This is a genomic window from Rubritalea marina DSM 17716 (assembly GCF_000378105.1).
Lineage (GTDB): Bacteria > Verrucomicrobiota > Verrucomicrobiia > Verrucomicrobiales > Akkermansiaceae > Rubritalea > Rubritalea marina.
In genome coordinates this window covers 1-13,659 of record NZ_KB899260.1, presented here as the reverse complement: position 1 = coordinate 13,659, position 13,659 = coordinate 1, and the positions used below count along the sequence as shown (strand labels likewise).

Sequence of the window (13,659 nt, the reverse complement as noted above, 5' to 3'; positions counted from 1 at the left end):
AATCACTTTTCCCCTGTAAATAGCTTTGCAGATAGCGCCTTCAGGTCCTCCAGCATCAGGTACACACTCGGCACTAACAAGAGGGTAATCAACGTTGCAAACAGGATTCCAAAGCCCAATGAAACAGCCATAGGGATCAAAAATTTAGCTTGCATGTCGGTTTCCGTAAGCATCGGCATCAAACCTACGAACGTCGTAAGTGAAGTCAGGATAATCGGTCTAAAGCGCGATGCTCCCGCATGCCAAGCAGCGCGAAATACACTACGATGCTCGTCGCGATGTCGGTTCACATATTCCACAAGCACGAGCGAGTCATTCACCACCACTCCCGCAAGGGCCACAAGCCCACAGAGAGACATGATGCTCAAATCCAGGCCAAGCAAAATGTGTCCAGCCAGAGCACCTACAAAACCAAATGGGATCACCGACATCACAATCACCGGCTGCAGATAACTCTTCAGCGGGATAGCCATCAGCACATAAATCATAATCAAGGCAAAGATGAAGCGAACCCCCATTTCCTTCACGCTCGTATTCTGATCCTCTTGCTCACCACGGTACCCCCACTGCACACCTGGAAACTTCTCGCTCAATCCATTCAAGACCTCATCATTAAACGAGGCGACCAAGCTATTGGCATTCACCCCAGACTCGCTATCCACATCTGCAGAAATCTCAACAGCGCGCAGTCCATCCACGCGATTGATCGTCGATAGCCCTCGACTTTCCTGCCCTTCCAAAACCTCGGAGAGCGGCACCTTTTCGCCACTCGGTGAGCGCAAAGAAATCTCATCGAGCACATCCATCGACTGGCGCTCAGCTTCAGGGTAGCGCACCATCACCTTCACCTCATCCCGTCCACGCTGAAGGCGCTGTACTTCCTCGCCGTAGAACATCGCTCGTAATTGCCTAGAAACCTCTACCAAAGTAAACCCCATCGCGCGTCCACGCGGCGTCAACGAAGCACCGTCAAAAACCAACTCATTCTTCCCTAATCGCCAATTGGTAGAGATGTCGGTAGTACCAGGGCGGCTTTCCAGTTCACTCGTGATGTGATCCGCGGCAGCTTTCAGTTCGTTTAGCGAGCTACCAGTAATCTCAATATCAATCGCATTACCACCACTATTGGTTTCCTGCTTGAAACTCAAACTCACCACACCGGGAATCTGCCCCAATGCATCGCGCCACGCTGATATAAACTCTGAGGCACTCACTTCACGTTCCCCAGAGGGAATCAATTCCAAAGTCACTTCACCAAGGTGGCTGCTCACATTCGCATCCAATGGTGTAAAGCCAGTCTGAAACGGCTGAGTCCCCGAACTCACAAGCGCGTGCTTGATCAAGCTTTCACCCTCCACCCCAGTCAATTCAGCCCCCACTTGCATGGCTGCAGCTTCGATCTGCTCCACCACTTCGCTGGTTCTCTCAAAGGCAATTCCCGTAGGCATCTCCAACTGCGCTGAAACCACATCACCCTCAACCTTTGGCATAAACACAAAGGGCACACGACCACTGGAAACGAGTCCGATTGCGATAATAAATATCGCGATAAAACAAGACCACACCACCCAGCGGCCATGTAGCACTTTTTCCAACAAAGGCTTGTAGCCGTGCTGAATCACCCACTCCAAGCCATCTGCCACGCGATGTTGCACTTTGCTCAGCAAACCATACTCAGAGCTTGCGCGACGTTTTTTCAACATGGCCAAGTGCGCAGGCAAAACCAGCTTAGACTGAATCAAAGAGAAAAAGAGCACCGGAATCACCACGTATGGGATATTCGGCCAAATCTTACCACTCACACCACTCAGCCCGAGCATCGGAGTAAAAGCAGCCATGGTTGTCAGCACTCCAAAGGTGACCACAACCCCTACCTCGTGCGTTCCTTTCCACGAGGCTAGTTTCGGGTCCTCACCATCGCGAATGCGTCGATACACATTCTCCCCCACCACAATCGCATCATCCACCACAATCCCCAAAACCAAAATAAAGGCAAACAAGGAGATCATATTCACGCTGACTCCCAGCTGGGGCATCATCCAGACACCTCCAGCAAAGGATACTGGAATCCCCAAGGCAACCAAGGCCGCAAGCGATGGGCGCAAAAATAATGCCAACACGACAAACACCAAGCCCAGCCCCCAAGCCCCGTTGCGACCTAGCAACGATAAACGACCCGCTAGCATTTCGCTCTGATCATTCCAAATTTCAAGAGACACCCCCTCAGGGAGCTCAGTCGGCGCCACGCGCTCGATATAATCTCTCACACCATAGGCGAGCAATGTCGTGTCTTGATCACCTGAGCGATACACATTCACCATCACCGCCGTCCTCCCGTCAAAGCGTGTCGAAAGGTCCACATCCCCAAACCCATCCACGACCGTCGCAATCTGTCCAAGCGTCAATTTCTCACCACTACGTGAGCTAACCACTTCCACTCTACGAACCGCCTCCACGTCTCGAAGCTTGCCCTGAACTCTCAGCACCAAGTCTCCTGCACGTTCCTTGATACTACCCATCGGAATATCCACCGATTGAGCCCGTAGAGCATTGGCAATGTCTGCGAGCTCGAGCCCATAGCGACGTAGAGCACGCTCCGGCACCTCGATTGACAACTCATAAGGCCGCACATTCGAAAGCGAGGCCTTTGTAATCTCCGCTTTCCCTTGCAACATTTGCCTTAACTTACGGCTACCACCATCCGCATCAGGCTCTTGATATCGCAACAGTCCATCACGCACCTGGGCCGCCATTTGCTTCAGCGATTTTTCATCAGTGTTGGCACTCACCGCGACACTCATCACCTGTGTCGCTAAAATGAGTTCTTCGACCACAGGCCGTTCAATCTGCTCTGGAAAAATACTTATTCCGTCCACTCTGCCCTTCACATCGCTCATCACATCCCGAACGTCATAGCCAGTTTCCACCTCCACGAAAACCTGCCCCATCCCCTCGCTAGCACTGGCAGAGTATCTCTTGATCCCGTCCACATCGGCTACAGCATCTTCGATAGGCAAAATCACCCCATCTTCCACCTCCTCAGCAGTGGCATTCGGGTAAACTACAGTCACAGTCACCGCATCAAGGCTCGTCTCCGGAAAAACCTCCTTCTTCAAGCCAAACCAAGTCATCACACCGGCCAAGACGATGATCAGCATGAGAAAGTTTGCAGCCACATGATTGCGGCTAAACCAGCGAATGGCCCCCTCCATCACTCAGTCACCTTTCCATTGGCTTGAGTCACTTCCACCTGCATGCCCGCCACCGCATATTCCATCGGACTTACTATCACTTGAGCTCCATCTAGCCCCTCGGCACGAACATACACTTTGCCATCTTGTCTATGAGCCAGCTCCACCTCTAGAACTTCAAGTCTATTGCCCTCACCCACGACGAAGACACTATCATTGGCTCGCAACCCTGTCGCTGGCAGTTCGACCACATCCTCGAGGGACCCCAAATCCAACATCGTATCCACGTACAACCCGAAAGGAGGTAAATCAGCATTGGGTTCTTTCTCTAACTCCACCACCAACATCATCGAATGCGTGCTCCGATCCACAAGCTGCTCATAGCGCGCAACCTTTCCAAGCCAGCGATGCTCCCCCCCGCTCACATCAGCCACAAGTTCCACCTCATTGCCAATCAATGCCTCAGAGAGGAATGAAAAATACTCCAACTTCACAGGCAAACGTACCTGGCGGTTCTCTATACTATAGATCTTCGCCACTTGGCTGCCCCTGGTCACATAACCGCCGTCATCCACCGAAGATTCGACCACCATACAGTCATAGGGCGCCTTCAGCTCAGCAGTCGTCAGGTCATACTGAGCCTGCTTCAGCGCCACCTCACTAGCCTCTAAAAATGCTTCGGCCGCCTTCACCTGAGGCACACGCATACTGAGCTCGCTAGGTTCTCCCTTTCGGCCAAGCTTACCCCAATCACGCTTTGCCTGCGCAGACTTGGTTATTTCTTGAATCACGCGAAGCTCCGCCTCAGCCACATTAAGCTCAGCCTGCTCTAGCGCCTGCTCATAGCGAATGGGCTCAATCCTTAACATACTCTCCCCCTTACGGAACACACCTCCCACCTTGAGATTCTCAGAAACCTCGATGAGAGCCCCTCCGACCTCACTGACCAACATCGTCTGCGTCACAGGCTCAATCTGGCCATGAGCTAATACCTTGAGTTGCGTCACACCAAGTTCCGCAGGATGCACAGTAACCGCCGGATAGACTGCCACCTTCTCCACTGCAGCCACTCGCACAGGGTTTGACACCAGAAGCTTCCAAACAAATAGCCCCGCAGCAAAGACTGCCAGCATGATTAAAAATCGTTTCATCGAATCTCTACTCTCTCTATCTTCATGGTTTCACCTTAAATTCTCCTCCCAGAGCCAAGTGCAAATCCACCCGGTTATCGAGCTGAATGCGCTTTAAACTCACAACCTGTGAAGTCAATTCAACCGCTCTGCTCTGTGCTGCCAACAAGGTCAGCAAATCGCCTGTGCCATCAATATACTCTTCATCCGCAGCTTTTGCTGCTTCCACAGCCAGACGAGACGCCTTGTCTAAGCTGACCATGCGACGCATCAACCAATAATCTAACATTAATGAGTTTTCCACCTCCTGAAAGGCCTTGAGCACTGAGCTCTCTAGCTCAGCCATGGACTCTCGATACTTGGAACTCCGAATGTCTCGCTCACCACGAATGCGCCCACCTTGAAAAATATTCTGTGTCACTGCAGCCCCCAGCGACCACGTACTAAAGCTATTATTCACAAGCTGCTCCAGTGCGTCACTAGCCGTTCCAGTGCTACCTGTCAGCGTAATCATCGGGAACATCGCCCGCTGCGCCTCCTCCTCTCTAGCCATCGCTGCGGCAAAGCGCCGCTCAGCCGATAGCAAGTCAGGCCGACGCATCAACACATCCGATGGAATCCCACTTGGCGGAGGTGCAGGCACTTTTGCCAACTTTGCTTTCCCTTGAATGTTGGCACTAGGGTATCTGCCACAAAGCACCTCTAGGCGGCTCTGCGCCAGCTTCACTTCGCTCTCACGCTGCGCCACTGAGGCCCCAGCACTTGCTAGATCTGTTTGAGCCAGTCGCAACTGGCTAGCCGTGGCTCCATCACCACCTAAATTACTAGCAAAGCGATCTTCAATCGCCTCCACGGATGACTTCCGAATACGAACCACCTCTCTCGCCATGGCTAACTGCTCGTTACCCTCACAGAGAGCAAACCATGCTTTACACACCTGACCTGCTAAAGCCACTTCTGATGCTTGTTGATCAAACCCTGATGATTCAGCCTCAGCAAGTGCAGCCGATTGCCCCATACGAATACGTCCCCACAAATCCAACTCCCACTGCACTCGTAAATCCGCATAATGACCGTTCTGAGTCGTGGCCCCACCAAATGGTAAACCAACAAACTGCCGCTTGCTACGGTCACCTTGCACCTCAGCTACCACAGAAGGTCGACCATCAGCACCCGCCACATAAGCACGCCGCTGCGCCTGATAGACTCGCTCAGCCGCCACCCGCATATCGGGGTTGAGGGCCACAGCCTCATGCACTAAGCGCTTCAGCTCCTTGTCTTTAAAGCTCGAGACCCAATCACGATCTAGGCCAGCCTTGCCACTCTTCGTAGCAGACCATCCCTGCGGAGTTAAATCGCCCACATGACTCATCTGAGATTCGGGTGCAGTGGGCGTGCAAGCCACCAGCATCAGCGAGCCTGTGAACAAGACCACCATCCATGGTGATCGAGATACAGGACGCTTGAGGGAAATACTCAATCTAGATAATCTAACGGGGAACATTTGAGTTAGATAACAAACTAACTCGATACTAGTTCCCTACAATGATAATACTTAAACTACCTTTTAGATTTTCTGTTAGCTCTGCTCATCCCCAACAAAATCAACCCTCGTAGTACGTGTACCCAGAGAGCCCTACGCGATAGGCATTGAGAATCTCTTTACGTTGCTTCGCAGAAATCAAGCCCTCAGTCACGGCCTCCTCAGCAAAGTGGCGGAAGCGCTTCTCCAAGTCCTTAGGATCATATTCTACATATGACAAAACATCCGCCACAGTGTCCCCCTCCAGCTCATGATTGTATGTCACCTTCCCATTCTTGATCCCAATAGATGCCACATGAGGGTCGCCCAACAAGTTATGAAGGTCTCCCAAAGTCTCCTGATACGCACCTACGAGGAAGACGCCTATATTGTATTCCTCTCCTGGTTGGCGATCGTGCACATTCAGATAAGGAGACGTTCCCTCACCATCGATGAAACGATCTATCTTTCCGTCACAATCACACGTAATGTCGGCTAAAATTGCACGGTTGGTCGGCTTTTGCCCGAGCTTATGAATCGGCATAATCGGGAAAAGTTGATCGATCGCCCAAGCGTCAGGCAAAGACTGAAACACTGAGAAATTCGCATAATAAAAATCGATTAGATTGGCCTGCAGTGACTGCACGTCCTCAGGCACTTCATCCATCTGATCAGCGTGAGCTGCAATCCGCGTGCATATATGCCAATAGATGGTTTCGGCACTCGCTCTCTCACGCAAGGTCACAAGACCATGACGAAAGAGCTCCCGTACTTGATCGCGGTAAAACATCGCATCATTAAAACACCCCTGAAGATCACGTTCGTTGATATTCAGGCGCGTTTGCCATAAATTCTGCACCATGTCATGTGCATCAGCCGACGGCGCCTCAGGTTCCTCAGGGCAGGCAAATCGGGTCGTATCCAGAATATTAAAGACCAACACAGAGTAATAGGCACTCACGGCACGGCCAGACTCGGTCACCAGCGTGGGATGTGATACCCCGGCCTCGTCACAATGCATTTTCACCACCTCGATCAAGTTCGTCGTGTACTCACTCAAGCTGTAATTGCATGACGAAGAGGCATTCGTATGCGAACCATCATAATCAATCGCCAACCCGCCTCCCATGTCCAGAATCTCCATCGGAGCACCTTCCTGAGCGAGACTCACAAAGACACGCACCGCCTCGGTAGCCGACTCCCGGATCGATCGAATATTTGGCAGTTGCGAGCCTTGGTGGTAGTGAAAGAGTTTGAGGCAATCGAGCATGTCGGCTTCCTTTAAAATCTCCACGGCATCAATCAGCTGTGGAGAATTTAAACCAAAGACAGATCGATCCCCACCAGACTCAGCCCAATGCCCTTCCGATTTGGTTGACAAGCGGAAACGAATCCCCAATTCAGGACGAATTCCCAGCGCCTTAGAGCGCGCTATAATCGCCGGCAGCTCACCCGGCATCTCCAACACCAAAATCACGCGCATCCCCATCTGATTTGCCATCAACGCCAAGTCAACAAACTCATCGTCTTTGTACCCATTGCAGACCAAATACGCTTCCTTGTCGTGCATATAAGCCAGTGCGGCGATAAGCTCAGGCTTCGACCCAGCCTCCAGTCCGTAATGGTATTGCTCACCAAAACTGGTAATTTCTTCGATGATTTGCTGCTGCTGATTCACCTTAATCGGGTAGACCCCTCGGTAATTCCCCGCATAATTTGCCTCTTCAATTGCCTGATTAAATGCCTCATTGAGACGCCTAATTTGACCATCTAGCAAACTCTTGAAACGTAAAATTACAGGCATTTCAGAGCCACGCTCCCTCAATCCCTCCACAATTTTCTGAAGTGACACCTCATGCACAGCCCCATCTTCCTCCAGCAACACCACAGCGTCACCATCGGCGTTAATATCAAAGTACTCATTACCCCAGCGCTTCACGCCGTACAAGTCACGTGCATCATCAACGGTCCAAGACATGCGCGCAACATACTCTCACATCATCCAATTTCTAGTCAGAAATTCATCACAACAAAAAAAGCTGACAGACGCAATCGCCTGTCAGCTTTTAAAATTTTTCAGCTAGAAGTTTAGCTTACTCGCTTGGCAGTTCTGCACTATGACCTGCAGGACCAAAGACTTTAGCACTGCGCGGAAGGGCTCCTTTGCCAAAGATGTCATACTCTTTTTTACCCTTCTTAGCCATGACTTTGCCCACTTTGTAGGAACCATCGTCATTTTGCAGACCTTCTTCATAGTTAGAAACGGTAATCTCGTAATCTTTCACTGATGAATCAAGCTTGGCAATGATTGCACGACCATTCCAAACACCAGTACTAAAGAGGCCTGGTCCAACTGCTGAGTCGAAGATGACTGGGCTCGTGGTGCGTGATGAAGTGCTCATGCCAGCCACGTAACCCCAAACGTTCTCACCTTCAGTAAGCTCACCGTCCTCATCCGGACCTTCAACAGTTTCAGCAAGAACTTCAGCGTTCTCCTTGTTCCAGAAAATCGCCTCTTCTTCCACATAAGAACCCGCTAATAGCTGGGTGAAACATGCTTCTGCAGAGTCGCCAGATTGACCTTTACGTGCGGTATTTTCACTTGGAAACAGCCCATCGTTGTCCTTCGCAAAAGATTGAAGCGCTACCAGCAAGTTCTTTCCCTTACCAACAGCTTGGATTTTATAACCTTCTCTGATTCGAGCCGTAATCGGGCCGAAAGAAATTGCCGCTAGACTGGCAATAATTGCGATTACCACGAGAAGTTCCACGAGCGAGAACCCCTTACGGACATGTTTTTTGTGCTTAAGTTTCATTAGTAGGATGATTGAGTTTTGGGACTTAGCTCACACGTTGTCGCACCGATTGCACTCCCATGTGGTCGCTAGATCCTAAGTAGGTAGGTAGGATTTGCCTGCAGACAAATCTTATGGGGCAATTTAGCCAAAGCACGGGGGCTGGCAAGGTAAAAGATCATTTATCCGAAATATCTATCAGAAGGTATCTCGTCTCTTGAATCGACGCGGTTCTCCCACTTCGTAGTGCGACAACACAGCCACTTAGAGCCAATTTGACACACCCGCGCAGAGACACCATGTCACACATCCACCCACCCAAAACACCCACCCAAACATGCAAACCTTTGTAAATCAATGGACAGAACCTAGTAAACGGGAATTGGCACCCAGACTGCAATAGGCAATGACAGCAAAACAGCCGTCGACGCGACGGCATATTTCATTCAACTCAAACACAATTCACATTATGGCTAAAATACTAGGAATCGACTTAGGAACCACCAACTCATGCATGGCGGTAATGGACGGCGGCGAAGCTACTGTCCTCGAAAACTCAGAAGGCGCACGCACCACTCCTTCCATCGTAGCATTCACCAAAAGTGGTGAGCGCCTCGTTGGTCAGGCAGCAAAACGCCAAGCGGTAACCAACCCAAAAAACACCATCTTCTCAGCAAAACGTTTCATCGGACGTAAGTACGAGGAACTCACTGACGCAGACAAGGCAATGCCTTACGAAGTTGTCAAAGCTGACAACGGTGATGCCCACATCCAGGTAGAAATCGAAGGCGAAGCTAAAGTCTACTCACCACAGGAAATCGCTGCCATGGTACTTGGCAAGCTCAAGTCCGATGCTGAGACAAAGCTTGGAGAGACAATCACTGAAGCAGTGATCACGGTACCAGCATACTTCAACGACTCTCAGCGCTCCGCCACGAAAGCAGCTGGCGAAATTGCTGGGCTTAAAGTACGTCGTATCATCAACGAACCAACCGCTGCGGCACTCGCATACGGTATCGACAAGAAGAGCGAAGAAAAAGTCGCAGTGTACGACCTTGGTGGTGGCACCTTCGATATCTCCGTACTCGACATCGATGACGGCGTCTTCGAAGTACTCGCTACCGACGGCGACACACAGCTTGGCGGTGACGACTGGGACAACACACTCATCCAGTGGATCGTAGACGAATTTAAAGCAGCAGAAGGCATCGACCTTGGCAAACAAGCTGATGCACTCCAACGCATCAAAGAAGAGGCGGAAAAAGCAAAAATCGCGCTCTCATCCGCACAGACCTACGACATCAGCCTTCCGTTCATCACCATGAACGAAACTGGCCCTAAACACATCCAGCAGACCCTCACTCGCGCTAAGCTTGAGCAGCTCACAGACAGCCTCTTCGCTCGCACCAAAAAGCCAGTACTCGACTGTCTCAAGGAAGCTGGCGTTTCCGCTAGCGAAGTCGACGAACTCGTTCTCGTGGGTGGTATGACTCGCATGCCAAAGGTAGTGGAAACTGCTGAAGAACTCGCAGGCAAGAAGCCAAACCAAGGCGTGAATCCAGATGAGGTTGTGGCGATTGGTGCAGGTATCCAAGGCGGTGTGCTTCAAGGCGACGTGCAGGACGTTCTCCTTCTCGACGTAGCGCCACTCACACTCTCCATCGAGACCGCAGGCCAGATCGCTACTCCAATGATCGAGCGTAACACCACGATCCCAGCGAAGAAGTCACAGGTATTCTCAACAGCCGCTGACAACCAACCAGGTGTTGACATCCGCATCTGTCAAGGTGAGCGCAAGATGTTCATCGACAACAAGATCCTCGGCAACTTCCACCTCGGCGATATCGAGCCAGCACCACGTGGCGTACCACAAATCGAAGTGACCTTCGACATCGACGCCAACGGAATCCTGCACGTGTCAGCTAAGGACAAGAAGACCGGCAAAGAAAACAAGATCTCCATCGAAGGCTCCAGTGGTCTCTCCGACGAAGAAATCGAAAAAGCCAAGCGCGAAGCTGAAGAGCACGCAGAGGAAGACGCCAAGCGCGCTGAAGCAATTCAGACCAAAAACGAAGCAGACTCCATGGTGCACCAGGTAGAGAAGCAGATCGAAGAAATGGGCGACCAAGCGCCAGCTGAGCTCAAGACCGAAATCCAAGGCAAAGTAGACGCTCTCAAAGAAGCCCTCAAAGAAGACGACCTCGAGAAAATCCAGTCTGCCAAATCTGACCTCGAAGCCATGCTCCAACAACTCGCTCAAGCAGCTCAAGCTGCAGGTGGCGCAGGTGGCGCAGGTGGCGCAGGTGGCCCAATGCCAGACATGGGCGGAGCAGCTCCCGAGCCAGAAGAAAAAAAAGAACCAAAAGCAGCAAAAGGTAAAGTCGTCGACGCTGAAGTAGTAGACTAAGACCACAAACCAATCACCAGCCATTGGTCAGAAGCAACAGGACTCTGATCAATGGCTTTCTTCAATTCGACAATGTGAGTGCAGTATCATGATAGATCAGAGACGTTACACAACGTTAAAGAGAAAGCTCTAATACACCACTCGCCCGAAACACATTTCAACAAAACAAAACCAATATAACTAATACTATGGCAAACATCCAACCACTCGGTCAGCGCGTTCTTTTGAAGCGTGTAGAAACCGAAACAGTATCTGCAGGCGGTATCGTACTCGTAGACTCCGCTCAGGAAAAACCACAGGAAGCACTCGTTGTCACCCTTGGTACCGGCGGCAGAAACGAAGATGGCTCAGCCTTTGAGTTCGCAGTTTCAGTGAACGACAAAGTCCTCATCTCCAAGTATGGCGGCACAGAAGTGAAGTCAGAAGGTGATGACTACCTCATCATGAACGAAGCCGACATCCTTGGCATCATTGGCTAGTTCCAATCACAAATTTTAAATCACAAATCACAAATTTAATCCATCATGGCTAAACAATTACAATTCGACGAAAAAGCGCGCCAATCCCTCCTCCGCGGTGTGGAACAACTTGCTAAGACAGTCAAAGCAACACTCGGGCCTGCAGGTCGCAACGTGATCCTCGACAAGAAGTTCGGTTCCCCAACAATCACCAAAGACGGTGTCACTGTCGCTAAGGAAATCGAGCTCGAAGATCCATACGAAAACATGGGTGCTCAGCTCATCCGTGAAGTTTCTTCCAAGACAAACGATGTGGCTGGTGACGGCACTACCACAGCAACTGTACTTGCAGAATCAATCTACAAAGAAGGTCTCCGCAACGTTACTGCTGGCGCCAACCCAATCAGCCTACAGCGCGGCATTCTCAAAGCATCTGACGCCATCGTCACCAAGCTTGCTGAGATCTCAAAGCAAGTGTCCGAATCCAAAGAAATTGCTCAGGTCGCTACAGTTTCAGCAAACTGGGACACCGAAATCGGCAACATCATCGCCGAAGCAATGGACAAAGTCGGTAAAGACGGCACCATCACCGTAGAAGAAGCAAAAGGTATCGAAACCACTCTCGACGTGGTTGAAGGTATGCAATTCGACAAAGGCTACCTTTCCCCATACTTCGTCAACAACCCGGAGAGCATGGAGTGCAACATCGACAACGCACTCATCCTTATCCACGAGAAGAAGATCTCCAACCTCAAGGACATGCTTCCACTTCTAGAAAAAGCAGCCAAAACTGGCCGCCCACTTCTCATCATTGCTGAAGACGTAGAAGGTGAAGCTCTCGCCACTCTCGTAGTCAACAAGCTCCGCGGCACACTCAACATCGCTGCTGTGAAAGCTCCAGGCTTCGGCGACCGCCGCAAAGCAATGCTCGAAGACATCGCCATCCTCACCGGTGGTAAAGTCATCACTGAAGAACTCGGCATCAAACTCGACGCTGTAGAACTCGAAGACCTCGGCTCCGCTAAGCGCATCTCCATCGGCAAAGACAGCACCACCATCGTTGAAGGTGAAGGCGCATCCGAAGACATCTCCGGTCGCGTGGCTCAGATCCGTAAGCAAATCGCTGACACCACATCCGACTACGACCGCGAGAAGCTCCAAGAGCGCCTTGCCAAGCTAGCAGGCGGTGTGGCAGTCATCAACGTAGGTGCTGCTACCGAAACTGAAATGAAGGAAAAGAAAGATCGTGTAGACGACGCCCTTCACGCCACTCGCGCTGCAGTTGAAGAAGGCATCGTTCCCGGTGGTGGCACAGCTCTCATCCGTGCACTTGCTAAGTGCTGCGAAGACAACTGCTGTGACGCTGCATCCAATGCAGATGAAAAGACAGGCATGGGCATCGTCGCTCGTGCTATCGAGTCACCACTTCGTCAGCTCGCCGCAAACGCAGGCCTCGAAGGCGCACTCATCGTCGATAAAGTACGCGAAGCTGAGGGCAACATCGGCTACAACGTAGCAACAGGCGAATACGTAGACCTCATCGAAGCTGGTGTTGTTGACCCAACAAAAGTAACTCGCTCCGCTCTCCAGCACGCGTGTTCTATCTCCGGTCTCCTTCTCACCACAGAAGCACTCATCACCGACATCCCAGAGCCAGAAGCAGCTGCTGCAGGCGGCCACGACCACGGCATGGGCGGAATGGGCGGAATGATGTAATCACCGCTACGCTCCCAAGTATTCAGTTGGCAGTTGGAAATATTCAATTCCAGCACAATGAAAACCTAGGGTGCTCAAAAAAAATTCAAAGCCGATCACGTAACTACGTGATCGGCTTTTTTGTACAATCAAACAAGCGCCAAGGGCGATCAACATACCAGCAACTATATTCCGTAAATTTCTTTTTTAACCAAAGAATTGAGATGGATAAGAAGTTTCCGAGCAACAGCAATCACGATGGCTCGACCTGCTTTTCCCGCGTCACGAAGTCTAGCTCCAAAGCTTTTTAGTTCAGGGTTATGTCTCAAAGCTACTACCGCAGCCATGTAGAGAGCTGTTCGTGGCCGAGCGCGTCCACCGTATATTTTTCTCACTCCCTTGTAATTCCCGCTTTCAAAGTGAAGAGGGGCTAAGCCTGTGAGTCTGGCAATCTCTTGACG

The 13,659-nt window shown here is 51.1% G+C and carries 9 protein-coding genes; 3 read left to right on the top strand and 6 right to left on the bottom strand.

The genetic code is table 11. The annotated features are described in order from the left end of the window. Nucleotides 1-2 precede the first annotated feature (2 nt). The 5 genes from F454_RS0110825 to F454_RS14950 all read right to left on the bottom strand — a co-directional run bounded on the left by F454_RS0110825 (nucleotide 3) and on the right by F454_RS14950 (nucleotide 8,659). Nucleotides 3-3,212 carry an efflux RND transporter permease subunit gene (locus F454_RS0110825; protein WP_018970679.1) on the bottom strand — a complete coding sequence of 1,070 codons (3,210 nt, stop codon included), beginning with the start codon at nucleotides 3,210-3,212 and terminating at the stop codon, nucleotides 3-5. Beyond that, the gene (locus tag F454_RS0110820) at nucleotides 3,212-4,342 is read right to left on the bottom strand and encodes an efflux RND transporter periplasmic adaptor subunit (RefSeq protein WP_083912978.1); all 1,131 of its coding nucleotides are present in this window, start codon (nucleotides 4,340-4,342) and stop codon (nucleotides 3,212-3,214) included. Before F454_RS0110820 ends, F454_RS0110825 begins: the two co-directional genes overlap by 1 nt. 22 nt (nucleotides 4,343-4,364) lie before the next feature. Beyond that, nucleotides 4,365-5,684: an efflux transporter outer membrane subunit gene (locus tag F454_RS0110815; protein WP_205619036.1), complete on the bottom strand. Its 1,320-nt coding sequence runs from the start codon at nucleotides 5,682-5,684 to the stop codon at nucleotides 4,365-4,367. 241 nt (nucleotides 5,685-5,925) lie between these two features. Beyond that, complete coding sequence (speA, locus tag F454_RS0110810) at nucleotides 5,926-7,821, bottom strand: biosynthetic arginine decarboxylase (RefSeq protein ID WP_018970676.1); 1,896 nt, start codon at nucleotides 7,819-7,821, stop codon at nucleotides 5,926-5,928. A gap of 115 nt (nucleotides 7,822-7,936) precedes the next feature. Beyond that, nucleotides 7,937-8,659 carry a type II secretion system protein gene (locus tag F454_RS14950; protein ID WP_018970675.1) on the bottom strand — a complete coding sequence of 241 codons (723 nt, stop codon included), beginning with the start codon at nucleotides 8,657-8,659 and terminating at the stop codon, nucleotides 7,937-7,939. 448 nt (nucleotides 8,660-9,107) lie between these two features. Between F454_RS14950 and dnaK the strand changes: the two genes are divergently transcribed. The 3 genes from dnaK to groL all read left to right on the top strand — a co-directional run bounded on the left by dnaK (nucleotide 9,108) and on the right by groL (nucleotide 13,219). Continuing rightward, entirely contained in the window at nucleotides 9,108-11,045 is a 1,938-nt protein-coding gene (gene dnaK / locus F454_RS0110800) for a molecular chaperone DnaK (protein ID WP_026292852.1), read from the top strand. Between the two features lie 188 nt (nucleotides 11,046-11,233). Continuing rightward, nucleotides 11,234-11,524, top strand: coding sequence for a co-chaperone GroES (locus tag F454_RS0110795; protein ID WP_018970673.1), 291 nt, complete (start codon nucleotides 11,234-11,236; stop codon nucleotides 11,522-11,524). Between the two features lie 42 nt (nucleotides 11,525-11,566). Next, nucleotides 11,567-13,219 carry a chaperonin GroEL gene (gene groL, locus F454_RS0110790; protein ID WP_026292851.1) on the top strand — a complete coding sequence of 551 codons (1,653 nt, stop codon included), beginning with the start codon at nucleotides 11,567-11,569 and terminating at the stop codon, nucleotides 13,217-13,219. A gap of 164 nt (nucleotides 13,220-13,383) precedes the next feature. Here the strand turns inward: groL and F454_RS14945 are convergent. Further along, nucleotides 13,384-13,659, bottom strand: a 276-nt coding sequence (locus F454_RS14945) for a transposase (RefSeq protein ID WP_033367897.1), incomplete at its 5' end; no start/stop codon positions are given.

Coding starts and splice junctions, on each gene's coding strand:
- dnaK (WP_026292852.1), top strand. CDS start 9,108: ATGGCTAAAATACTAGGAATCGACTTAGGAACCACCAACTCATGCATG.
- F454_RS0110820 (WP_083912978.1), bottom strand. CDS start 4,342: ATGAAACGATTTTTAATCATGCTGGCAGTCTTTGCTGCGGGGCTATTT.
- F454_RS14950 (WP_018970675.1), bottom strand. CDS start 8,659: ATGAAACTTAAGCACAAAAAACATGTCCGTAAGGGGTTCTCGCTCGTG.
- F454_RS0110795 (WP_018970673.1), top strand. CDS start 11,234: ATGGCAAACATCCAACCACTCGGTCAGCGCGTTCTTTTGAAGCGTGTA.
- speA (WP_018970676.1), bottom strand. CDS start 7,821: ATGTCTTGGACCGTTGATGATGCACGTGACTTGTACGGCGTGAAGCGC.
- F454_RS0110825 (WP_018970679.1), bottom strand. CDS start 3,212: ATGGAGGGGGCCATTCGCTGGTTTAGCCGCAATCATGTGGCTGCAAAC.